The following is a 23206-nucleotide window of genomic DNA, read 5'->3' as shown; positions in this document are numbered from 1 at the left end:
AACCCGGAAGCTAAGCCCTCCAGCGCCGATGGTACTGCACTCGGGAGGGTGTGGGAGAGTAGGACACCGCCGGACAACCATTCGATCAGGGCCACCCCTTTCAAGGGGTGGCCCTGATTGGTATATCCACCCCTTGGAAATCAACCTGCCCCTCGTTCGGCGAATCACCCGGGTGACCCACGTCTTCTCGGTACCGTCGGTGCGGGACCCGCGCCGCCGCGTGGTCCCCCGCCGTCATGGCGGGAAACGTGACGTGGAGTACGCCTCGTCCGCAATCGGTGCGGACCGGTCGGGGTACCTGTTTCACCGTACGACCGGAACTGACCGTCGGGACCGGCGGAGGCAGGAGTGGTCATGAAGATCGGAATCATCGGCTCGGGGCACATCGGTGGGACTCTCACCCGGCGGCTGCGCGCCCTCGACCACGACGTGACAGTCGCCAACTCGCGGGGGCCGCAGACCCTCACCGACCTGGCGCAGGAGACCGGCGCCACCGCGGGCACGGTGGAGCAGGCCGTGCAGGACGCCGAACTGGTGATCGTGGCGATCCCGCTGCTGGCCGTCCCCGAACTCCCCCCGGAGCTGTTCGACGGCAAGGTCGTCGTCGACGCCGACAACTACTACCCGCAGCGCGACGGCAACATCCCCGAGCTGCTGGACCGCAGCCTCAGCTCCAGCCGGTGGACCGCCGAGCACCTCAAGGGCGCCCGGGTGGTGAAGGCCTTCAACAACATCCAGGCCCAGCACCTGATGGACAACGGCCGCCCGGCCGGCGCCGGCGACCGGATCGGCCTGCCGGTGGCCGCCGACGACGCCGACGCGAAGCAGCTCGTGATGCAGCTGGTCGACTCGCTCGGCTTCGACCCGGTCGACGCCGGCACCCTCGACGAGAGCTGGCGGCAGCAGCCCGACACCCCCGTCTACGGCACGGACCGCGACGCCGACGGCGTACGGCAGGGACTGGCCGAGGCGCGGCCCTGAGCGGGCGTACGACAGAAGGAAGCCCCGCCGGCGATCAGCCGGCGGGGCTTCGTCGTGACCGGGGTCAGGACGGCTCGGGGCCGCAGATGAAGCGGGGCTCGGCGTCGTAGGTCCAGCTGAACTTCTCCCGCTTGACGACCTTGCCGTCCTTCTTGATGACCCGGAAGGCGTCCTGGGAGAACCCGTCGCTGCCCACGGCGGCGATGCAGGTGGGACCGGGCTCCAGATGGACCGTCTTCGGCTTGGTGATGTTGCGGCGCGGGCCGTACTCGGTCTTGACGCTGTCGTAGATCTTCGTGCTCCAGATCGACACGGTGATCGTGCTCGACGTGTACGAGGTGTCGATCAGGACGCCGTGCGGGGTGTTGTTGCGGAACTTGAAGTCCAGGTCCGGCCAGAAGATGGTCGACTCGATCACCGCCGGGTAGCGGCTGAAGTAGAACGAGTGCGGCTTGTGCTCGACGTCCTCCAGGCCCGCGTAGTAGGTGGCGTTGAACAGCGTCGTGGTGAACTGCGAGACGCCGCCACCCACGCCGGGCACCAGCTTGCCGTTGACGATCACCGGGGCGTCCTTGTAGCCCTGGTCGTACCCGCGCTCGCCGGTGTGGCCGTTGAGGGAGAACGTCTCACCCGGCTTGACCACCGTGCCGTCGACGTCCTTGGCGGCCTGGACGATGTTCTGGCTGCGCGGCGAGGAGAGCCCGCCGGGGAACCGGGTGGTGAAGGTGGAGACGCGCTCCTTGATGCCCAGCGCGCCGAGCTTCGCCTCGGTCAGCTCCGGCTCGGCCGGCTTGAGCTGCCCGCTGACCGTCCGCCCGTCCGTCTTGGGCAGGACGGCGAGCAGGTCGCGCCCGAGGGCGGCCGAGTCGAGCTGCTGGCCGGCGCGGCCGGGCACCATCTTCGGCTTGCCGCCGGAGATCGTCATCGTGGCGTCCTTCGGCGGCGACTCGATCGACGCCAGCTTGTCGCCGAGGGCGGCGCGCAGCCGCTTCACGTCCACCCGGGGGGTCAGCTTGCCGGCCTCGTCGGCGGAGAAGCGCAGGCCGCGCGCGATCGCCGCCGGCGGGATGGTCACCGTGCCCTTGTCGGTGGTGAGCGTGACCGGCTTGGCGACCGCCGGCCGGGCCAGCTCCTCGACCAGCCGGTCCACCTCCTCGGCGGTGGTCGCCGGGGCCTGCTCCACCAGCGGCACGGTCACCTGCCCGCCGGCGAGCCAGCCCTTCGTGACGACCTGGGCGGAGTGTTCCCGGTCCACCGACAGGGCCGGCTTCGGGTACACCGGCTTCGGGGTGGTGCCGGTGAAGATGATCGCCGGCATGGTCATCTCGCGACCCTGCTTGCCCATGACCCCGCGCAGCGCCGCGTCCAGCCGGTCGGCGTCGACCGTGACCACCGGGTCGACCGTGCGGGAGCCGAGCAGCCGGCTCACCGGGGGCGCGTCGGCCTCTGCGGCCGCCGCCACCGTGGCCTCGACGTCGATGGCCAGGCCCACGTCGGCCGGCCTGATCTCCGCCTTCTGCTCCCCCACCAGCACCGTCAGCGGGGCGTTCAGGGTGGCTGCCCGGCGCTCCAACTCGGCGCGCAGCTCCCGGGCCGCCTCGTCCCGGCTCCGGCCGCCGAGTTCGGCGCCGAGCACCGTCGTGCCCCGGGGCACGTCCCCGGCGTACGCGTAGGCACCGGCACCGCCGACACCGGCCAGCACCACGGCGGCCAGGCCGCCGGCGAGCAGCAGCCGGCCCCGGCGCGACCGTGACCAGCCCGAGCCGGTCTTGCCGCTCGGCTCCGGCTCGTCGCCCGGCCAGGTCACCGCGGTGACCTGCACCGTGGGCCGGTCGTCGGAGACACGTTTGTCGCCGTACAGGGTCACAGCCACCTCTATCGAGACGTACCACGTGGGGGGCTGCGGGCCCCCGGAAGAGACACCTACGGTAGCCAACTCTCGGCCGGACGACATCGTGCGGGCCGGTCAACATCGTCACCGCGTGTCGACCCCGCTCGCCCGAAGCTGCCGCCGCAGTGGCCCGGGTGTCCCCGCGAACGCCGCAGTGGCCCGGGTGTCCCCGGCGAACGCTGGCGAGAGAGGGCCGACCCGGCCGGGTCGGCCCTCTCCGCGTAGGCCGGTACGGCCAGCCCTCGCGCCGAGTCGGACCAGCGGCAACCTGCAGCCGGCCCCGCTCACCCGACGCTCCCGCTGCCGTGGCACGGTGTGCGGGTGGCGGATCGGGTGCTGGCGTACGGCGGCGGGTGGCTGGACCGGGCGGCGGCGCTGCGCGGCAACCGGGAGTGGATCTCCGCCCGGCTGACCGATCCCGGGGCCGTGCTGCTGCCGCTCTGGCGGGACCACTGCCTGGTCGACGCCGACCAGACGCCGGTCCGGCTGAGCCCGGCCGACGCCCCCGAGGTGCTCGCCGCCGCCGAGGAGATCGTCTTCCTGGGGCGGGACGGCGAGGCTCCGGTCTTCGCCGTGGACCTTTCCGGGCGTACCGCGCCCGAGGCGGCCCGGCTGGCCGGCGCGGCCGCCACCGCGGACGTGCGCGCCCTGGTCGCCTGGCTGGACCCGGCCCAGGCAGCGGTGCAGGCGTACGCGCGCGGGCTGCTGCACTGGCACCGGCAGCAGCGGTACTGCGGCAGCTGCGGCTCGGCCACCGTGGCACGCGACGGCGGGCACGTACGGGCCTGCTCGGGACCGCGCTGCGGACGGCTGCTCTTCCCCCGGATCGAACCGGCGATCATCGTGCTGGTCGAGGCGCCCGGGTCGCCCGACCGCTGTCTCCTGGCCCGGCACGCCGGCGCTCCGGAGGGGGCGTACTCGACGCTGGCCGGGTTCGTCGAGGTGGGCGAGAGCCTGGAGGACGCGGTCCGCCGGGAGATGGCCGAGGAGGCCGGGGTTACCCTCTCCGGGCTGTCGTACCAGGGCTCGCAGGCCTGGCCGTTCCCGGCCGGGCTGATGGTCGGGTTCCGGGCCACCGCCGCCTCCGAGGAGGTCCGGGTGGACGGCGAGGAGCTGCTGGAGGCGCGCTGGTTCACCCGGGACGAGCTTCGCCGCCGGGCGGCCGAGGGGCGGCCGCTGGGCCGGCCCGACTCGATCGACCACCACCTGCTCGGCAGCTGGCTCGCCGCCGGCGACTGACGTCCGCCCGGCCGCTCCCGACGCCGGAGATCGACTCCAGATCGCCGTGGTGGGGGTGTTGCGACCGCTCGGACACCTCGACGTCGCCGAAGCGGAGCGGATCAGGTGCCGGATCGGCCGGCCGGATCGCGGTGGGTCATCGCCGGGGGGACGGGTCGCGGGGGCGCAGCGCCAGCCAGGCCATCCCGGCGGCGGTCAGCGCGGCGGCGCCCAGCGCGCAGGTGAGGATCCCCTCGACCGTGCGCGGCGCGACCAGCACCGCCGCGCCGGCCAGCCCGACGGTGGCCACCCAGAGCGGGGCGGCCGGGAACCGGGCGCCGCTGGCCACCCGGTCGTTGATCAGCATGAAGACGACCGCGTAGAGGGCGCCGGTGGCGGCGAAGAGCGGGGCCTCGCCGGCCAGGTGCAGGTAGTCGGCGCCGCCGGCCAGCCGGAACGCCAGCTCGCCGCCGAGCGCGGCGGCCGCCACCAGGACCGCGCCGCAGGCGAGGATGACCGCCAGGCCGAGCGCCCGGGCCCGCCGGTCGCCCTGCGCCAGCCGGGGCAGCGCGAGCAGGGTCACCACCTGCGGTGCCCAGAGCGCGCCCTTGGTGAGCACCGCGCCGACCGCGTACGCCCCGGAGCCGTCCGCCGGCAGCAGCTGCCGGGCGAGGAGCAGATCGGCGTACGAGATGGTGAGCATCGCCAGCGTGGCCCCGCACGCGGTCATCACGTCAGTGGGTCGCAGGCCGCCCTCCGCTGCGGCGGACGGTCCCGGGCGGGCGGTGCGGGCGAGGCGGGCCAGCAGCGGCAGGACGAGCAGCCCGGTGCCGGTGGCGAGCAGCAGCGCGATGACCGGGCCCGCGCCGAGCGCCAGACCGACGATCAGCCCGCCGTACCGGCCGACGGCGAGCACGGTCATCCCGGCGGAGAGGCGCAGGAAGCGCTGGTCGCCCTGGAGCTCGCCGAGCCAGCGGCCGGCCAGCACGGTGGCGAAGGTGGTGGCCGCGAGCAGCAGGGTCAGCGCCACCGGCAGCCGCAGCAGCACGGTGAGCAGCGGCGCCGCCGCGACCGTGACCCCGGCGGTGACCCCGGCGGTGAGCAGCGCCAGCCGGCCGGTGGAGGTGGGGCCGCGCCGGGCGCGGTGCACGGCGACGGCGATCTGGAGCCCGAAGCCGGGCACGGCGGCGATCGCGCCCAGCGCCAGCACGGTGGCCAGCGCGCCCAGGTCGGCCGGGTCGAGCCGGCGGGCGCCGAGCACCGGCACCAGGTAGGCCAGGGCGTTGCTCAGGGTGGTGGCCACGGTGACGGCGGCGCCGGCGGCACCGAGCCGCGCCGCGCCGGTGTCCCTGCCGATGGTCTGTGTCATGCCGCCCCGAGTGGCCCGCGCTGCTCCGACGACCGCGGCTCGCGGCCGCCGGCGGCCGCGACCTCCCCGGCCCGACCTGGGAGACGGTACCGCTCGACCGTCCGGCCGTCAGCCCCGCACCCGCGACCCCTGCCCTCGGGGCCGGGAAGGGTCTAGTGTGCTGCCCCATGGCGTCGACGAACGTGGCCGCGGCAGCGACCTCCGGGCTGGCCGCGAAGCTTCCCGAGCGGTGGGTGGCGGACGGGATCCGGCTGGTCTATCCGCGGGTGGAGCCCGAACTGGCCCGGCTGGCCGACTTCGTGCCGCGCGGCGGCACCGCCGTGGACGTCGGCGCCTGGTACGGCCCGTGGACCGCGCGCCTGCTGCGCCGCGCCGACCGGGTCGTCTCGGTCGAGCCGACGCCCCCGCTGGCCCGCCAGCTGCGCACCGCCTTCCCCACCGTCGAGGTGGTCGAGGCGGCCGTCTCCGACCACGAGGGCACCGCCGCGCTCTACCTGCCCGACGGCGGCGCGATCGTCGGCACCTCGTCGCTGGAGCAGCCGGAGCAGGGCAGCCCGGTGCAGGTACGCCGGATCACCCTGGACTCGCTGGGCCTGACCGACGTGCGTTTCGTCAAGCTCGACATCGAGGGGCACGAGCTGCCGGCGCTGCGCGGCGGGGCGGAGACGATCCGCCGCGACCGGCCGGTGCTGCTGATCGAGGTGGAGGAGCGGATCCAGCCGGTGGAGCCGCTGCTGGAGCTGCTCACCGGCTGGGGTTACCGGGGGTACGTGCTGCCCGGGCGTACCTGGGTGCCGCTGGCCGACTTCGACCTCGGGCGGCACCAGCGGGAGGCGATCGCCCGGGTGGGCCAGAGCTTCGCCCGTCGGGTGCTCTGGCCCCGCCCCCGCTACGTCAACTCGGTGCTGTTCCGGCCGGAGTGACCCGGCCGGCGGCGTCACTGCTGCGGCGTCGGGGTGCCGATGGCGACCTCGTTGGTGCAGAGCGTGACGCCGGGGTCGGCGACGCTCAGTTCGGCCGTGTCCCCGCCGCCGGTGAACTCGAAGAAGATCTGGTTCAGCCCGGTCTTCACCGGGAACCGCTTCTCCTTGCCGCCGAACCGGAACGTGGCCGTGCTGTCGCCGGAGCTGAGGTAGCCGATCCGGACCACCCAGAACCAGTCGTCGCGCGGCCCGGTGAGCGGCATCCGCACCGTCTCGCCGTCGGTGACCTTCCAGCCGCACGCCTGCTCCGGCCCCGGCCGGACGGTGGGGCCGTCGATGCGGACCGGGGTGATCCGGCCGGTGGGGTCGAACAGTGACGGCGCCTCCGCCTCGGTGACGAAGACGGGCCGCTCCGGCAGGGCGCGGAAGAACGTCGACTGCCGGTTGTACGGCGCGGAGAGCGTGGGCACCACGTCACCGGGGACCGGCTGGTCGAAGAAGACCGTGCCGGGCGGGGCGGCGGCCAGTTCGGCGCGGACGGTGTCCAGGTAGGTGCGGCCGGCCTTGACCGCCCACTCGTCGCCGAACCGGGCGGTCGTCCAGGCGGTGCCGAGACCCCCGGCGACCAGGGCGAGGGCCAGGCCGGCGGAGACCGCCTCCCGGTGGCGTACCAGCACGGCCGGGGGCGGCGGGTCGTCCGGGTCCCGGCCGCCGGTGAACGCCGCCAGCCCGGCCGGCTGCTCCGGCCGGTCGACGGGCGGCTCGGTGGGGGTCGGGTCGCCGGTCCGGTCCGCCGGGTCGGGCGCGGCGCCGGGCGCAGCCGGCGGGGTGGCGGTCGGCGGGGTCGTGGCGGCGCCCGCGCCGGCCCGCTGCGGTGGCGCGTCGAACGGTCGCGCGGCCGGCGGACGGGCCGGGGGCGGCAGATCGTCGTCGTCGTACTCGGCGTGCAGGACGCCGTGGCCACGGTAGGCGGCGGCCGGCACGGCGACCCGGGGGGCCGGCTCGGGGCCGGCCCGGCGCTCGGCGTCGGCGGCGACCCGCTCGGGCTGGGCGGCGGACCGGTCCGGGTCCTCGTCGTCGGCGCCTGCGGTCGCGGTGCGGGTGGGCTCGCCGTCGGCGGCGGTGGTCGCCGGGGTCCCGTCGCCGTCCGCCCGCGCGGCATCTGCGCCGTCCGTGGCCGGGTCGGTCTCGTCGGCCCGGTCCGCCGGGGCCGGGCCGGCGGGGGCGAACCGGTCCGGCACCGGCCGCAGGCCGAGCAGCGCGACGCCGATGCAGAGCGCGGCCACCACCACCACGTCGCTGACGTACCGGGGGACGGCGCCGGCGACGTCGCTGTAGATCGAGCCCAGCCGGGTGGCACCCAGCAGGGCGGTCACCAGGGTCAGGTACGACGCCAGCAGCAGCCAGGCCCGGCCGGCGACCCGGCGCAGCCGGACGGTCAGCACCACCAGCACCAGGAAGGCCGCCCAGGCGATCCACCGGCCCAGCTCCGGCGGCGCGGTCACCGGGGCGCCGTCACCGGCCGGCAGCCAGCGCCACGGCCCGCCCAGCAGACCCGGTACGACGGTGGAGCCGAGCAGCTGCCAGAGGAAGGAGAAGACCTCGCCGAGCGAGTCCGGCCGGCGCAGCGACGACTCCGCCCGGGAGCCGTAGAGGGCCAGGAAGCCCAGCGACATGGCGGTCAGCAGCAGCCACGACGGCCAGTACCGGCGGACGGTGGTCAGCACCGCCCGCACCGGCGGGCCGCCGACGAAGAGGAACGCGGTCAGCAGGAAGACCAGCGGCACCACCAGCAGCGCCTTCTCGAAGAAGAGCAGCCCGAAGAGCACGGCCAGGCCGAGGGTCACCAGGTGCCGAAGCCGGCCGGTGCGCACGTACCGGACCTGGGCGCCGACCGCGAGGACCATGGCGATCTGCATCGGCAGCATGTTCACCCCGACCGCCCACCAGGAGGTCGCCTCCAGGGTCAGCGGGCTGAACAGGAACACCGCGAGCGGCACCAGCAGCGCCCAGCCGGGGCGGACCAGGGTGCGCAGCAGCCGGGCGAAGCTCACCGCGAGCACCGCCTGGGCGGCGGTGAGGAGCAGGACGTACGGCCAGTAGGCGAGGCCGACCGCCCGGGTCACCAGCCAGGTGGCCAGCAGCGCCGCCGGCATGAAGTGGTTGTTGTAGAGCGTGAGCAGGAAGCCCGGGGTCAGGTCGGCCTCCGCGGCCCGGGCGATCAGCACGTAGTCGTCGACCGCCAGGTAGCCGCGGGAGGCGAGCTGCGCCCGCCAGACCAGGCTGACCAGGATCATGGCGACGGCCACCGCCCGGACCGGGTGGACGCGCGCCCAGCCGCCGATGAGGCCGGTCCCTTCGGGGGAGGTGGTCGTGCCGGTCGATGCCATGGCGGGAAGACTGCCACACCGGCCACCTGGCGTCCCATCAGGTCATCGGGTGGTTCCCGGTCGTCGCCGGAGCGCGGCCGGGGCCGCGTACAGTGGCGAGCCACCACGGCGCGGTCGGGTCGCGTCCGGGCAGGCAGGTGGGGGTCGAGGGATGCGTGGACGGCTGGTGCCGTACGGCGTGGCCGCCGCCGTGGCGGCGGTGGTGCTCGCCCCGCTGGCGCTGCCCGGGTACGTCCTCAGCTACGACATGGTCTTCGTGCCCCGGCAGGCGTTGAGCTGGGACGTGATCGCCCCGGCCTCGGCGCTGCCCCGGGCCGTGCCGCAGGACGCCGTGGTCGCGCTCGCCACCCAGCTGATGCCCGGCTGGCTGCTGCAACGACTGGTGCTGGTGGCGATCCTCTGGTTCGCCGCGCTCGGCGCCGCCCGGCTGGTGCCCACCACGCGCACCGCCGTACGGGTGGTCGCCGCCCTCGGCTACGCCTGGACGCCGTACCTGGCCGAGCGGCTGCTGCTCGGGCAGTGGGGGCTGCTGCTGGCGTACGCGATGCTGCCCTGGCTGGTGGCGGCGGCGCTCGGGGTGCGCGCGGGCCGGCCCGGGGCGCTGCCCGGGCTGCTGCTGGCGGCGGCGGTCTCCGCGATCACCCCGACCGGCGGGTTGATCGCCCTGGTGGCGGTGGCGGTGCTGGTGCCCGGCCGCTACCCCGGCGCGGCCCGTCGGGCCGGCACCGCGCTCGCGGTGACGGTGCTGCTCAACGCGCCGTGGCTGGTGGCCGGGCTGGGCAGCGCCACCGGGGGCCGCTCCGACCCGGCCGGGGTGCCCGCCTTCGCCGCCCGCGCCGAGAACTGGGGCGGGTCGCTGGTCGCGCTCGCCGGCACCGGCGGGATCTGGAACGCGCTGACCGTCCCGGCGTCCCGCCAGGCCGCGGTGGTGCCGCTGGCCACCGGGCTGCTGCTGCTCCTCGCCGGGTACGGCCTGTCGCTGCTGCGCCGGCGCTGGCCGGCCGGCGCGCCCGCCCGGCTGCTGGTGCTGGCCGCCGGGTCGTGGCTGGTGGCGGCGCTCGGCGTGCTGCCCGGTGGGGGCGCGCTGCTCGGCTGGCTGGTCGACACGGCGCCCGGTGGCGGGCTGGTCCGCGACGGGCAGAAGCTGCTCGTCCCGTACGCGCTGGCCCTCGCGGTGGCCGTGGCGCTCGGCGCGGAACGGCTCGCCGACCGGCTGGCCACCCGGTTCGACCGGACCACCGGGACGGTGCTGCTGGTCGGCGCGGCGATGCTGCCGGTGGCGCTCCTGCCCGACCTGGCCTTCGGGGCGCTCGGCCGGTTGACGCCGGTGAACTACCCGGCGGACTGGGCGGTGGTCGCCCGGCAGGTGGCCGACCGGCCGGGTGAGGTGATCTCCCTGCCGTTCCAGGAGTACCAGCGGTACGCCTGGAACGGCGGCCGGGTGGTGATCGACCCGGCCCCGCGCCTGCTGTCGTCGCCGGTGCTGATCGACGACACCCTGTGGGTGGGTGACGTCGCGGTCGGCAAGGAGGACCCGCGCGCGGCCCAGGTGCGCGACCTGCTCGCCGCGGGCCGTCCGCTGGCCGCCATGGGGGCGCGCTGGGTGCTGGTGCAGCGGGCGTCGGGACCCGCCGTGCCCGTGACCTCGATGGTCGGGCTGCGGCTGGCCCACGCCGGCCCGGAGTTGACCCTCTACGAGAACCCGGCCTGGACGGCCCCGGCCGGGCGGAACGGCCCCGGCCCGGTCGGCTACGCCCACCTGCTGGCCGGAACGGTGGTGTTGGCCATCGGTTTTTCGGGCACTGCGCAGGTGCTGCGGCGCGTGGTAGCGTCCCGGCACGCGAGTCCCGCGGAAGGAGAAGGTGGATGAGGAACCTGCCCGCGTTCGTCGCCGTCGGGGTACTCGGGGTCGTGCTCGGCCTGCTCGGCAGCGTCGGTCTGGCGAATGCGCTCAGCCCGTCCGCCAAGGAGGCCGCCAACTCCAAGGTGAGTGAGCAGAGCTCCGAGAGCACGCTGTACGGCACGCGCTGAACCACCGTCGACCGGGGCGTCCGCTGATGCGGGCGCCCCGATCGCATGTCTGCGGCAGTTCGCGCGCCGGCCGTCAGCGGGTGGCGGTGAGCCGGGCGACCAGCTGCGCGAAGCGCGCCCCGGTCGCGGCCCAGGTGAAGCGGGCCGCATGCGCCAGCGCCGCCTCACCCATCGCCTTGCGCCGCACGTCGTCGGCGAGCAGCTCGCGCACCCGGTCGGTGAACTCGGCCTCGTCGTCGACCAGCAGGCCGGTCTCGGTGTCGACCATCGCCTCGGCGACGCCCCCGGCGTAGCGGAACGCGACTGTCGGGGTGCTCCGGGCGGCGGCCTCGACGATGGTCAGGCCCCAGCCCTCCTTGAGCGACGGGGTGAGCGCCAGCCAGCAGGAGGAGAGCACCTCGTGCTTCTCCTCCTCGCTGATGAAGCCGGTGAACCGGACCCGGTCGGCGACGCCGAGGGAGTCGGCGACCTCCCGCAGCGGCTGCTCCCACCAGCCCTGACCGGCCACCACCAGCTCCAGCTCCGGCAGCTCCCCGGCCAGCTCGGCCACCGTGCGCATCGCGATCTCCACCCGCTTGTGCGGCACCAGGCGGCCCAGCACCAGCAGCGACGGGTGGGCGGTGCGGGGCAGCGGCGGGCCGGTCACCGGCGGGGTGCCGTTGGGCACCACGTCGATCCGTTCCGCGTCCACCCCCAGCTCGGCCAGCTCGGTGCGGCTGGCCTCGGAGACCGTCACGTAGCGGCAGCGCCGGTAGAGCCGGACCGCCAGCCAGGACTCGATCCACCAGCCCAGCCGGCACATCCACGGGCCGAAGACCACCGGCCACTGCTCCCGGTGCACATGGTGCACCAGGGCGAGCACCGGGCGGCCGGCGTACAGCGGGGCGAAGAACGGCACGCCGTTGCAGACGTCCACCACCAGATCCGGCAGGCCGCCGCCGCGCCGGCCCAGCGGGCCCAGCCCGAACCGCCCGGCCAGGTACGTCAGGGCCGCGCGGGCGTACACCGTGTGGCGGGAGCCGCGGCGCAGCACGCGTACGCCGTCGGGGTTGGTCTCCTCCGGGCCGCCCTCCGAGTGGGCGGCGCAGAGCAGCGTCACCCGGTGGCCGGCGGCGACCAGTTCGGCGGCGATCCGCTCGATGTAGACCTCGGAACCGCCGCCCTCCGGGTTGCTGGTGTCGCGCCAGTTCAGGAACAGCACGTGGCGAGCGGTGGTGCTGCTGGAGGTGTCCACGCTGCTCCTACCGGTCAGTAAGTGGCACGATCGCGCCACCCTAGGGCGGCCCGGGCCGCGTACGCAATGGGTCGGACCGGCAGCGACGATCGGATAACAGCTCGTCGACCGGGGGTTTGCCGGGGACCCGAAACCTTGGCAGGGTGTGTCAGCGCGGCACGATGCGGGGTCGGTGAACACGCCGGTCGAGGCCGTCCGCGACACCCGTGACCTGCGGCAGCGTGCCGGCGGACGGGCGAGGAACGAGTAGGGGAGGCAGCCGTGGTGGGCGACGTTCCGGCGCGGTTGCTCGCCCGCCGTTCCCCGGTGGTGCTGCTCAGCGCGGCCCTGGTGCTGCTGCTGGTCGGCTGGGCCGGGTACGTCTGGCTGCGCGACGAGCGGGTGACGCCGGAGTGCGCCGAGCGGGTGCGGCTGCGGGTGGCCGCCGCCCCGGTGGTCGCTCCGGCGGTGGACCGGATCGCCCGCGCGTCGGTCGGCCGGCAGCCCTGCGTGTCGATCGCCGTGGAGTCCCGGGAGTCCGACGCCGTCGCCGCCGAGCTGGCCGGTGGCGCCGAGGTGGCCGACGCCTGGCTGCCCGAGTCGACGTTCTGGCTGCGGCGGGCGCGTACCGCCGGCGCCTTCGAGGTGCCCGGGCAGGGCACGTCGGTGGCGAGCACCCCGGTGGTGCTCGCGGTGACCGAGCCGGTGGCCCGCCGGTCGGGCTGGCCGGCCAAGCCGCTGACCTGGGCACCGCTGATCGGCCCCCGGGCCCGCGCCGGCACGGTGGGGCTTCCCGACCCGGCCGCCGACCCGGCCGGGGTGGCTGCCCTGCTCGGCGTCCGGGGGCTCGCCGCCGGGGAGCGCGATCCGCGCGCGGTGGTGGCGGCGACGCTGCGCCGGCTCGCCGGGCACACGTTCAGCCCCACTGGTACGCCGGCCGCGCTGCCGCCGGGCGCCGGGCTGCCCGGCCGCTCCGACGCGGTCGCCACCACCGAACAGGCGGTGCTCGGGCACAACGCGCTGGCCGGCGCCGACAAGCTGGTCGCCGCGTACCCGGAGGTGGCGGTGCCCTCGCTCGACCTGCCGTACGCGGTGCTGCCCGCCGCGCGCGACGCCGTGCGGGACGCCGCCGCCGGCTTCCTCAGCGACCTGCTGACCAGCGCCTCCCGCGAGGTGCTGACCGGATACGGCTTCCGCACCGCCGCCGGCTACCCGCCGGCGATGCCGCGCGACCGCCGCCTCGACCCGGCGGTCCGCGAACCGGTGGCGCTGCCGGCCGAGGAGACGGTCACCGAGATGCTGACCGGGTGGAGCGGCGTGCAGCGCAGCGCCCGGATCCTCACCGTGCTGGACATCTCCGGCTCGATGGCGGCCCGGGTGCCCGGCGGCGGCACCCGGCTCGACGTCACCCTGGGCGCCGCCCGCGAGGGCGCCGGGCTGCTGCTGGACAACAGCGAGCTCGGGATCTGGGTCTTCTCCACCAAGGTCGACGGCGACCGGGACTACCGGGAGATCCTGCCGGTCCGGCCGCTGCGCGCGCAGCGGGCCGCGCTGGCGCAGCGGCTGGCCGAGGTGAAGGTCAAGCCGAAGGGCGGCACCGGCCTGTACGACTCCACCCTGGCGGCGTACCGGGAGGCCCGGCGGCACTGGACCCCGGGACGGATCAACCTGGTGCTGGTGATGACCGACGGGCGCAACGAGGACGCCGAGGGCATCGACCGGAAGAAGTTCCTCGCCGAGCTGGCCGCGATGCAGGACCCGCGCCAGCCGCTGCCGATCCTCTTCATCGGCCTCGGCCCGGACGTCGACCCGGGCGAGCTGAACGCGATCGCCAAGGTCACCGGCGGGCAGGTCTACCGCACCGACCAGCCGAAGGGGATGCGGCAGATCTTCTTCACCGCCCTGGCCAAACTGAGCTGCCTGCCCCCGGAGTGCCGCCGGTGACCGCGGCCCCGGCGCGGCGGGTGCTGGACTGGATCGTCCGGCCCGTTCGCGAGGCCCCCGCCACCGCGCTCAGCCTGCTGCTGCTCACCGTGCTGGCGTTCGCGCAGCGCCCCGGCCAGGTCACCTTCGACACCAAGCTCGACCTGGCGGCGAACCCGCTGCACTTCATGGCCCGGGCGCTGCACCTGTGGAACCCGGAGGCCACCTCCGGAGAACTCCAGAACCAGGCGTACGGCTACCTCTTCCCGATGGGGCCGTTCTTCGGCGCCGGGCAGCTGCTCGGCGTGCCGCCGTGGATCACCCAGCGGCTCTGGTGCGCGGTGCTCTTCTGCGCCGCCTTCTACGGCCTGCTGCGGCTGGCCCGGGCGTTCGCCATCGGCACCGAACCGACCCGGTACGCCGCCGCGCTCGGCTACGCGCTGGCGCCCCGGATGCTCACCGAGATCGGCGCGCTCTCCTCGGAGGTCCTCTCCGCGGCGATGCTGCCCTGGGTGCTGCTGCCGCTGGTCCAGGTGAAGCGGATCGGCTCGCCGCGCCGGGCCGCCGCGCTCTCCGCGCTGGCCGTGCTGGGCATGGGCGGCATCAACGCCGCCGTGGTGCTGCTGGCCCTGGTGCTGCCCGGGGTGTGGCTGCTTACCCGCCGCTGGGACGCCGCCCACCTGCGGCTGGTCGGCTGGTGGTGCGTCTGCGTGATCGGGGTCTGCCTCTGGTGGATCGTGCCGCTGCTGCTGCTCGGCCAGTACAGCCTCCCGTTCCTCGACTACATCGAGTCGTCCACCACGACCACCGCGGTCGCCTCGCTGTTCCAGGCGGTACGCGGCACCAACCAGTGGGTGGCGTACATCGTCCAGGGCGACCCGTGGTGGCCGGCGGGCTGGCTGCTGATCGACCACCCGGCGCTGATGGCGCTCACCGCGGTGGTGGCGCTGGTCGGGCTGGCCGGGCTGGCCGGCAACCTGCTGCCCGAGCGGCGGTTCCTGGTGCTCGGCTTCCTGGCCGGGCTGACCCTGCTCACCATGGGCTACGTGGGCAGCCTGGACAGCCCCCTCTCCGAGCAGGTCCGCGACCTGCTGGACGGCCCGCTGGCGCCGTTCCGCAACGTGCACAAGCTGGAACCGGTGCTGCGGCTGCCGCTGATGCTCGGCTTCGCGCACGGAGTCGACGCCTGGATCACCCGGCTGCACACCGCCGCCCGTCACCGCCGGCCCGGGTTGCGGCTGCGCCCGATGGTGTTCGTACCGGTCTTCGCCCTGGTCCTGGGCGCGGCCGCGCCGGCCTGGACCGGGCTGCTGCGCCCCGGCCCCGGCTGGTCCGACCTGCCGCCGCACTGGCGGGCCGCGGCCACCTGGCTCGCCGACCGGGACGCGCTGGCCCGCACGCTGGTGGTGCCCGGCTCCGGCTTCGGCCAGTACGACTGGGGACGCACCGTAGACGAGCCGTTGCAGTCGCTGGCCGGGGCGCCCTGGGCGGTGCGCCACCAGATCCCGCTCGGCTCGATCGGCAACATCCGGATGATGGACACCGTCGAGACGGTGCTGGCCGGTGGCCGCGGCTCGGCCGGGCTGGCCGACTTCCTGGCCCGCTCCGGCTTCCGGCACCTGCTGCTGCGCAACGACATCGACCGTACGCAGACCGACGCCCCGCCGGTGGCGGTGCTGCGCCGGGCGCTGGCCGGGTCGCCGGGGATCACCCGGGTCGCCACCTTCGGCAGCACCGACGCGGTCGGTCGGGCCGCCGGCAGCCCGGTCGACGACGCCGCCGGCCCGCTGCCCGCCGTCGAGGTGTACGAGGTGGACCGCCCGGTGCCGGCCGCCTCGGCGGTGCTCACCGCCGACGTGCCCACGGTCAGCGGCGGCCCCGAGTCGCTGCTGCCCCTGCTCGAGCAGCGCGTGGTGGAGCGGGACCGGCCGGTGGTGCTGGCCGGGGACCGGCCCGACGCCGACGTCGGCGCCACCGGCGACCGGTGGATCGTCACCGACGGCCTGCGCCGCCGGGAACGGGACATCGGCCGGGTACGGGACAACCTCAGCCAGACCATGACCGCCGCCGAGTCGGGCCGGCAGGGGCGGGTGGCCCTCGACCTGCTGCCCTTCGGTGGCCGCCGGCACCAGACCGTCGCCACGTACCAGGGGCTGCGCGAGGTCAGCGCCTCCACGGCGGCCAGCTTCGTGGACAACCTGGCCCCGGCCGACCCGTCGCACCTGCCGTTCGCCGCCGTCGACGGCGACGCCGGCACCGCCTGGCACTCCGCGGCCCTGGCCGGGCCGGTGGGGCAGTGGCTCCAACTCGACCTGGACACCCCACGCGAGGTCCAGCAGGTTTCCCTGGCGTTCGTCGACGACCTCGGGGTCGGCTGGCCGGTGACCCGGTTCCGGATCAGCACCGACCGGGGTTCGGTCGACCACGACGTCGCCGCCGGGCTCGGCGCGCAGACGTACTACACCCTGCCCGGGGCCACCAGCACCATCCGGATCACCGTGCTGGCGGTGGCCGGCAACCGACTCGACGGCGCGGTGGGCATCCGGGAACTCACCGTCCCCGACGTCACGCCCCACCGGGCGCTGCGCGTGCCGACCGACCTGCCGGCCACCGGCACCGGCCCGGTCTCCTGGTCGTTCAGCCGGGGCGCCGGAGACCGGCCGGCGTGCTTCCCCGCCGAGGCGCCCGAACCGAACCCCCGCGCGGTCCCGGCCGGCTCGGACGGGGTCCCGCCCGGCTCCGACGCGGTGCCGGTGGCGCGGTCCACGACCGGTGTCCGTCCGGCGGGCAGCGTGGTGCGCTGCGACCGCTTCCTGGCCCGGGTCGGCGAGGAGCCGCTCGGGGTGGATCGGGTGTTCCGCAGCAGCACGGCGGGCACCTACCGGCTGACGGTCACCGCGCTGGCCCGCCCCGGTGGCGCGGTGACGCTGGCCGGGGCGTCGGTGACCGCCGGCGCCTCGTCGTACCTGGCCGGCGACCCGTCCGTGGCCCCGTACGCGGCGGTCGACGGGGACCCGGGCACCGCCTGGCTGGCCGGCACCGGCGACCTGCGACCCACCCTCACCCTGCGCTGGCAGGGGCAACGCCGGATCGACCGGCTCCGGCTGCGCCCGGCCGACCTGCCGATCGGCTCGCCGCCCACCCGGGTCGAGGTGCGCGCCGGTGGCCGTACCCAGCTCGTGCCGGTCGCTCCGGACGGGCTGGTCCGCTTCGCCGCGGTGCGGACCGACCGGGTGGAGATCGTCGTGCGGGAGGACACCGACCGGGTGGCGGACCGGCGCGGCAACGGCTGGACCGCGACGGCCGGCATCGCCGAGGTGGAGATCCCGGGGCTGGCGATCCGGCCGCTGCCCGCCGGCACCCGGATCTCCGCCCCGTGCGGCACCGGCCCCGCGGTGGAACTCGACGGCTTCCGGTACGACACCGCGGTCACCGGCACCCTCGGCGACGTCGCCGCCGGGCGGCCGATGCCGGTCACCCTCTGCGGGGAGACCGGCGCGGTGATGGACCTGCCGGCCGGCGGCCACCGGTTGGCCAGCTCCCCGTCCCGGGGGTACGTGGTGCAGGACGTGACCCTGCGGCCGGCCGGCCCGGCGGTCGCCGCACCCCGGCACCGCGACGTGTCGGTGCTGGACTGGGCGCCGACGCAGCGCCGGGTCCGGGTCGCCGGCGGGGAGAGCGCGCTGCTGGTCGTACCCGAGAACGCGAACGCCGGGTGGACGGCCACCCTGGACGGACGGGAGTTGCCGGCCACCCGGGTCGACGGGTGGCAGCAGGCCTGGGTGCTGCCGGCGGGGCCCGGCGGCGAGGTGCGGCTGGAGTTCGCCCCCGACCGGGCCTACCGGGGCGGCCTGGCGGTGGGCGCGCTGACCGCGCTCGGCGTGCTGGTGCTCGCCGCCTGGCCGGCCCGGCGGCGGCCGGAGGACGCATCCTCGCTGCCCGCGGAGAGCGCGCCCTGGTTCGTCGGGACGCTGCTGGTGGTGCTGCTCGCCGCGCTCGGCGGGGTGCTGCCGGTGGCGATCGTGCTCGCGGCGATGCTGCTGCGCCAGCTCGCCCGCCGGGCGCTGCCGGTGGTGGTCTTCGGCGGCCTGACCGTGGCCACGGTGGTAGCGGTCGCCGGCCGGTTGCGCGGGCACGGCCAGGAGTGGGCGTACGGGACGTGGGTGCAGGCGGCGATGCTGGTGGCGATCGGTGCGGTGGTCGCGGCGGTGGTCCCGGTCCCGGGCGCGGTGCCGGCGACCCCCGGGCCGGCGGCGCCGACCGACCCGACCGCCTCCGGGACGGCACTCCCCGATGACGCCGGCGTCTCCGGGACGCCGCAGACGGGCGACGGCGCCGGTGCGCCCGATGCGCCGCGGGCCGACGCGTCCGATGCGTGGCTGAGCGGGGCCGGCGCGCCCGGTGCGCCGCCGTTCGACGTGGGCGGTGGGACGCCGGGTGGGCCGGCGATGGGCGATGGCGGGGCGGGTGCGACAGTTCCGGCGGACGGTGACCGGCCGACCGCCGGTGAGGACGAGGACGGGACGGTAGTGCGATGACCGTTGGACAGGGACCGGCAGCCCGCCGCCGGTTCGCCACGCTGGGTCGTTCGGTGGCCCTGTTCCGGGCCTTCCTGGTCGAGCAGACCGACCCGGACCACTTCTACGGCCTGCTGGCCGACGACTCGGTACGCCAGGTCTCCGGCTACACCGGCCTGACCGGGCGGACGGTGCTCGACGTGGGCGGCGGGCCGGGCTACTTCGCGCAGGCGTTCCGCGCCGCCGGCGCCCGCTACGTGGGCCTCGACCCGGACGTCGGTGACTTCTCCGCGGCCGAGTCCTCGGCCGGGATGCTGCGCGGCAGCGGCACCGCGCTGCCGGTGCGCAGCGGCAGCGTCGACGTCTGCTTCTCGTCGAACGTGCTCGAACACGTCTCGGAGCCGCAGCGGATGCTCGACGAGATGGCCCGGGTGACGAAGCCCGGGGGCGTCCTGTTCGTCTCGTTCACCCCGTGGCTCTCCCCGTGGGGCGGGCACGAGACCGCGCCCTGGCACTACCTGGGCGGGCAGCGGGCCCGGCGGCGGTACGAGCGACGCAACGGACGCCCGCCGAAGAACCGGTTCGCCGAGACGCTCTTCCCGGTCTCGATCGCCGACGCGCTGCGGTGGGCGCGGGGCAATCCGGAGGTCGAGGTGCTGGACGCACTACCGCGCTATCACCCCTGGTGGGGCCGGTGGATCGTCCGGGTTCCCGGGGCACGGGAGATCGGCTCATGGAACTTCCTGCTCGTGCTGCGCCGGGCCGGTGAACGGCCGGAGGTTGCCGGGCAGGCGGAAAAAGTTGGGCTGACCGGGGGTCGCGTCCAGATGTGACCAGGTAGTAACCTCGCGGCCATCCCTCTGATCGACAACGACGAAATTGAGCTCCTCCAGGGAGGAAACATGAAGCACCGCGCCATCGGTGCCGTGCTGTTCGGGGTCGGCGTACTGCTCCTGGCGCTGGCCGCCGGGCTGGTGTTCGTCGTGACCCCCGCGCTGGCCAAGCTCCCCTACGACCTGAAGGCAGCGACGTCGGTGGCGGAAGCCTCCGGTGCGACGTTCCTGCAGATCAACAACGGGTCCATCAAGATCAACAATGGTGACCTCAGGTCGACCGTCCGGGTCAACCAGCTCAAGGACGAGACCGCGAAGCTGGGCGGCGACCTCGACGGCAAGGCCGTGGTGTGGCAGGTCGGTCAGACCGTCGACCGGGTCGACAACAAGGAGCTGGTCAGCGCGTACGGCGCCAAGCTGGCCATGGACCGGGTCTCCGGCGAGGCGCTGAAGTGGCAGGGCCAGTGGCTCGACGACACCGGCCAGCGCGACACCGGGGTCCAGTTCGCCGGCCAGATCTACAAGTTCCCCTTCAACACCGAGAAGCGGGACTACAAGATCTTCGACCGGGACATGCGCCAGGTCCGCGACGCCAAGTTCTCCGGTACGGAGAACATCAAGGGCATCGAGACGTACCGGTTCGAGCAGGTCATCACCGACGAGCAGCTGACCCTCGACCCGAGCCGGCTCACAGCGCTGCTGGCCACCTTCGCCCCGGGCGCCACCGACGCCAAACTCGTCTACAGCAACCAGCGCACCGTCTGGGTGGACCCGGTGACCGGGTCGTACATCAAGGTGCGCGAGGTGCAGAAGAAGGTCCTCACCCCGAACCTCGGCACGCCGACGACGCTGCTGGACGCGGACTTCACGTACAACGACGCGACCATCACCGCCTCGGCCGACCGGGCCAAGGAGAGCCGGAACAGCCTCCAGCTGATCAGCGTCTACGTACCGGTGGGTCTGGCCGTGCTGGGTCTGGTGCTGATGATCGGCGGCCTGCTGGTGGCCCGCCAGGGTGCGGTCGCCGCGGCCGGCGAGGCGCGGCACCGCGCGGACGTCCCGCCGGCCCCCGCTCCGACCCGCTACGACGGGCCGGTCGTGGACGAGGAGCGGCCGACCGCCGAGCAGCCCGCCGTGGACCGCGAGGGCGGCCCGCTGAGCGACGAGATCCCGCCCGCGTCGACGAACTGGCGCGCGGACGACGAGCCGACGGTGCCGACCCAGCGGCCGGCGTCGGACGAGCGGGAGAGGCACTGACGCGGTAGCACTCCGAAGAGGGCGGGTCGATTCGTCGACCCGCCCTCTTTTCGCGTTCGCGTCGTCACGCTCGGCACTTGTTACTTAATCGTAACTTATCGATGTTTGACTGCGGTGAGTCATCGGCCTGGCGCCGGAATGCCCCTTTTAGAAGGTTGATCCGATCGTGGATCCGGTGTCTCGCTCCACCGTGAGTGACGAGAGTTGATCACCGGGTGGTCCACAAGTTACGGGACCGTAGGTGAGGTCTTGTGACCCACGCCTCAGCGGGTGCACCATCATTCGCACGTTCGTTACTCGCCGGTAACAGGTGATACGGCCCGGCCCGGGACGCCCCCCGTCCACCGACCGGCACACCACCCCGAAGAGCACCGCCCCTCATCCAGGAGGAACCCGTGCAGGATCGGATCGAGAACCCGGGACGTACCCGGTGGCGGCGTTTCGCCGCGATGATGGTGCCCGCGACCGCAGCCGTCGGCGCCATCCTGTTCGGCATGCAGTCCGGCGCGATCGCGTCCGACATCACCGTCTCCGGCCAGACCTTCAAGATCGGTGCTGAGCGCCTGGAGGGCGACGGCTTCAAGCAGTACGGCGGCATCGTCAAGGAGAAGAACGGCAAGGTCCACCCCGTCGCCCTCTCCGAGATCAGCAGCGCCGAGCTGTACAAGCTCTGCCAGTCGGTCCGGGCCGACCTGCCCGGCCTGCCGGTGGTCCTCACCATCAACGCCGGTGACGACAAGCCGGCGACCGCCAAGGACATGCTGATCGCGATGGACAGCCTGGACGGCAACGCGACGTTCACCAACATCAGGATCGGCCGCGACGCCAGAGACCTGAACGCGTCGGCGCAGGCCGGCTCGTTCGGCCAGGACGCCCAGCACGTCACCATCACCGGCCTGGAGCAGGTGTCCCGCTACACCACGGCGGCCACCTTCAACCTGACCGGCCTCCGGCTGAAGGTCAACGTCGGGGACGCCGCCAAGGGCAAGGAGTGCTTCTGAGCTGAGCCGTGGCCCGCGGCGGGCACGCGCCGCGGGCCACCTCCCTGTCCCTCGTTCCCCCGCTCCGCCAGGAGGAGGAGTACGTGACAACCGCCGATCCGCAACACGTCCGCGCCGGTGGCCTCGGCCGGGCCTGGCGGGGGTTCCGCCGCTGGCGACGGACCCGGCCGTTCTGGGGCGGCCTGCTCACCGCGCTGGCCGGGGTGGAGATGTTCGCCTCCACCCGGATGACGCTCAACGGCCTGAGCTTCCAGTCCGGAGCCACCGGGCTCTACTCGCTGCTGATCCCCGTCATCCTGCTCACCTGTGGGCTGCTGCTCTGGTTCAGCCCGGGGCAGCGGCTCTTCTACGCGATCGTCGCCGCGGTCACCACGATCTACTCGCTGATGGGTCTCAACCTCGGCGGCTTCTTCGTCGGCCTGCTGCTCGGCATGGTCGGCAGCGCCCTCGGCTTCGCCTGGACGCCGCTCAGGTCGCCCGACGCCCCCGCCACCGCGGTGGACGCCCCGGGTGCCGAGGACACCGCCGGATCCGACGACCCCACGCTGGCGGACGAGTTGCTCCCGACCCTGCCCCACCAGCGCGGCGACGCGCCGGCGTACGAGCAGGAGCGTCCCGCCCCGGCTCCCGCCGGCTACGACGCCCCGCCCGCCGGGCCCCGCGACCCGCGCTACTTCGCCGTGGCGGTGGTGGTGCTCGGCCTCTCCGCCGCCGGGCTGGTCGCCACCCGCCCGTCGCCGGTGCAGGCCGCTCCGGCGGTCCCCGCTCCGGCCGCGACCACCACCTGCCCGTCCGTGCCGGCCGCCAGACCCTCCGCCACCCCTGGTCGGCACGCGCCGGCCGCCACGCCGTCGGCCAGCGCGAGCCCGTCGCCGACCCCCACCCGCGACGGCGGGGTGCTCGGCGACATCCTGCGCGGGATCGGTGACCTCTTCACCGGGGGTGGGCGCGAGGAGCCGAGCGCCAGCCCCTCGGCCAGCCCGACACCGAGCGCGACGGTGGCCGCGCCGACCGCCAGGCCGACCCCCACCGGTCGGACGTCGAGCCGCACCGGCTGCGCGCCGAGCCGGCCGAGTCGGCCGAGCCGGCCCGGCCAGGTCGAGCCCGGCAAGCTGCTGCCGCGGATCGCCCCCGAGCCGGGGCAGCCGAAGGTGGCCCAGCAGCCGTCCAAGTTGACCGGCTCCTCGGTCACCATGAGCTCGCTGCGGTTCGAGGGGATCGTCGACCTGCCGACCGCGAACGGCACGCTCAAGGCGCTGAAGTTCAGCATGAGCAAGGCGGTCACCGAGGACTTCAAGCTGGTGGCGGACGGCCCGGCGGGGCGCAACCAGCAGTACGTCACCGACCGGCTCACCGTGCAGGGCGACGTGGCGTTCTACGCCACCCGCTTCGTCGGTCGGCTGCTCGGCATCAAGATCACGCTGACGCCGGACCTGCCGTTCCCGGACGGCATCCCGGTCACCCTGCCGATCTCGGTCACCTTCACCGACCCGGTGATCGACCTGGCGTTCGTCGACTCGAACACGCTGACCGCCCGGCCGGCGCTGAAGCTCAGTCTCCCCTGACCTTCGTCCCACCACCCCTGGTGGCCGGGGGCGGGTCGTCCCGCCCGCCCCCCGGCACCGCACCCAGGGCCTGTGCCAAAGCCCCGGGCCCGCC

The 23206-nt window shown here is 74.8% G+C and carries 15 protein-coding genes and 1 rRNA gene; 12 read left to right on the top strand and 4 right to left on the bottom strand.

Going from position 1 to position 23206, the window contains the following annotated elements; all coding sequences use genetic code 11:
- Both rrf and ACTMS9_RS21440 read left to right on the top strand, forming a co-directional pair.
- Positions 1-75 (top strand): 5S ribosomal RNA (rrf, locus tag ACTMS9_RS21445); the annotation flags it as partial.
- Between the two features lie 279 nt (positions 76-354).
- A complete protein-coding gene (locus ACTMS9_RS21440; protein WP_441165790.1) occupies positions 355-981 on the top strand; it encodes an NADPH-dependent F420 reductase in 627 nt (208 codons plus the stop codon).
- Between the two features lie 64 nt (positions 982-1045).
- Here ACTMS9_RS21440 and ACTMS9_RS21435 read toward each other — a convergent pair whose 3' ends face one another.
- The gene (locus tag ACTMS9_RS21435; RefSeq protein ID WP_441149500.1) at positions 1046-2854 is read right to left on the bottom strand and encodes a VanW family protein; all 1809 of its coding nucleotides are present in this window, start codon (positions 2852-2854) and stop codon (positions 1046-1048) included.
- 333 nt (positions 2855-3187) lie between these two features.
- Here ACTMS9_RS21435 and nudC point away from each other — a divergent pair, with 333 nt between their 5' ends.
- Positions 3188-4111, top strand: coding sequence for an NAD(+) diphosphatase (gene nudC, locus ACTMS9_RS21430; protein WP_441165789.1), 924 nt, complete (start codon positions 3188-3190; stop codon positions 4109-4111).
- Between the two features lie 136 nt (positions 4112-4247).
- Here the strand turns inward: nudC and ACTMS9_RS21425 are convergent, their stop codons facing one another.
- Positions 4248-5459, bottom strand: a complete 1212-nt coding sequence (locus ACTMS9_RS21425) for a polysaccharide biosynthesis protein (protein WP_441165788.1) — start codon at positions 5457-5459, stop codon at positions 4248-4250.
- A gap of 167 nt (positions 5460-5626) precedes the next feature.
- Here ACTMS9_RS21425 and ACTMS9_RS21420 point away from each other — a divergent pair, with 167 nt between their 5' ends.
- The gene (locus tag ACTMS9_RS21420) at positions 5627-6382 is read left to right on the top strand and encodes an FkbM family methyltransferase (RefSeq protein ID WP_357616198.1); all 756 of its coding nucleotides are present in this window, start codon (positions 5627-5629) and stop codon (positions 6380-6382) included.
- A gap of 14 nt (positions 6383-6396) precedes the next feature.
- On the opposite strand, the gene ACTMS9_RS21415 is transcribed toward ACTMS9_RS21420, so the two are convergent.
- Positions 6397-8772 (bottom strand): hypothetical protein, encoded by a 2376-nt coding sequence (locus ACTMS9_RS21415; protein WP_441165787.1) that lies wholly within the window; start codon positions 8770-8772, stop codon positions 6397-6399.
- Between the two features lie 151 nt (positions 8773-8923).
- On the opposite strand from ACTMS9_RS21415, the gene ACTMS9_RS21410 reads away from it, so the two are divergent.
- A complete protein-coding gene (locus tag ACTMS9_RS21410; RefSeq protein WP_441165786.1) occupies positions 8924-10642 on the top strand; it encodes a hypothetical protein in 1719 nt (572 codons plus the stop codon).
- Entirely contained in the window at positions 10639-10803 is a 165-nt protein-coding gene (locus ACTMS9_RS21405; protein WP_157745799.1) for a hypothetical protein, read from the top strand. The genes ACTMS9_RS21410 and ACTMS9_RS21405 overlap by 4 nt, the downstream gene beginning before the upstream one ends.
- Positions 10804-10876: 73 nt before the next feature.
- Here the strand turns inward: ACTMS9_RS21405 and ACTMS9_RS21400 are convergent, their stop codons facing one another.
- A complete protein-coding gene (locus ACTMS9_RS21400; RefSeq protein ID WP_441165785.1) occupies positions 10877-12037 on the bottom strand; it encodes a glycosyltransferase family 4 protein in 1161 nt (386 codons plus the stop codon).
- Positions 12038-12301: 264 nt separating this feature from the next.
- Between ACTMS9_RS21400 and ACTMS9_RS21395 the strand changes: the two genes are divergently transcribed.
- From ACTMS9_RS21395 to ACTMS9_RS21370, 6 genes are all read left to right on the top strand, one after another.
- On the top strand, positions 12302-13960 hold the full coding sequence (locus tag ACTMS9_RS21395) for a substrate-binding domain-containing protein (protein WP_441165784.1): 1659 nt from the start codon (positions 12302-12304) through the stop codon (positions 13958-13960).
- Positions 13957-18477: an alpha-(1->3)-arabinofuranosyltransferase gene (locus tag ACTMS9_RS21390; protein ID WP_441165783.1), complete on the top strand. Its 4521-nt coding sequence runs from the start codon at positions 13957-13959 to the stop codon at positions 18475-18477. Before ACTMS9_RS21395 ends, ACTMS9_RS21390 begins: the two co-directional genes overlap by 4 nt.
- Positions 18474-19289, top strand: a complete 816-nt coding sequence (locus ACTMS9_RS21385; RefSeq protein WP_441149509.1) for a class I SAM-dependent methyltransferase — start codon at positions 18474-18476, stop codon at positions 19287-19289. The genes ACTMS9_RS21390 and ACTMS9_RS21385 overlap by 4 nt, the downstream gene beginning before the upstream one ends.
- Positions 19290-19358: 69 nt before the next feature.
- Positions 19359-20546, top strand: coding sequence for a DUF3068 domain-containing protein (locus ACTMS9_RS21380; RefSeq protein WP_441149510.1), 1188 nt, complete (start codon positions 19359-19361; stop codon positions 20544-20546).
- A 395-nt stretch (positions 20547-20941) separates the two neighbouring features.
- Complete coding sequence (locus ACTMS9_RS21375) at positions 20942-21547, top strand: DUF6230 family protein (protein ID WP_210777431.1); 606 nt, start codon at positions 20942-20944, stop codon at positions 21545-21547.
- An 83-nt stretch (positions 21548-21630) separates the two neighbouring features.
- Positions 21631-23112, top strand: a complete 1482-nt coding sequence (locus ACTMS9_RS21370; RefSeq protein WP_441165782.1) for a DUF6114 domain-containing protein — start codon at positions 21631-21633, stop codon at positions 23110-23112.
- Positions 23113-23206: the final 94 nt, after the last annotated feature.

This window comes from Micromonospora sp. L31 (genome assembly GCF_052068075.1).
In the GTDB taxonomy this organism is placed as follows: Bacteria; Actinomycetota; Actinomycetes; order Mycobacteriales; family Micromonosporaceae; genus Micromonospora; species Micromonospora purpureochromogenes.
This window is presented reverse-complemented; position numbering and strand designations above follow the sequence as displayed.

Coding starts and splice junctions, on each gene's coding strand:
- ACTMS9_RS21385 (WP_441149509.1), top strand. CDS start 18,474: ATGACCGTTGGACAGGGACCGGCAGCCCGCCGCCGGTTCGCCACGCTG.
- ACTMS9_RS21440 (WP_441165790.1), top strand. CDS start 355: ATGAAGATCGGAATCATCGGCTCGGGGCACATCGGTGGGACTCTCACC.
- ACTMS9_RS21410 (WP_441165786.1), top strand. CDS start 8,924: ATGCGTGGACGGCTGGTGCCGTACGGCGTGGCCGCCGCCGTGGCGGCG.
- ACTMS9_RS21380 (WP_441149510.1), top strand. CDS start 19,359: ATGAAGCACCGCGCCATCGGTGCCGTGCTGTTCGGGGTCGGCGTACTG.
- ACTMS9_RS21405 (WP_157745799.1), top strand. CDS start 10,639: ATGAGGAACCTGCCCGCGTTCGTCGCCGTCGGGGTACTCGGGGTCGTG.
- ACTMS9_RS21415 (WP_441165787.1), bottom strand. CDS start 8,772: ATGGCATCGACCGGCACGACCACCTCCCCCGAAGGGACCGGCCTCATC.
- ACTMS9_RS21420 (WP_357616198.1), top strand. CDS start 5,627: ATGGCGTCGACGAACGTGGCCGCGGCAGCGACCTCCGGGCTGGCCGCG.
- ACTMS9_RS21425 (WP_441165788.1), bottom strand. CDS start 5,459: ATGACACAGACCATCGGCAGGGACACCGGCGCGGCGCGGCTCGGTGCC.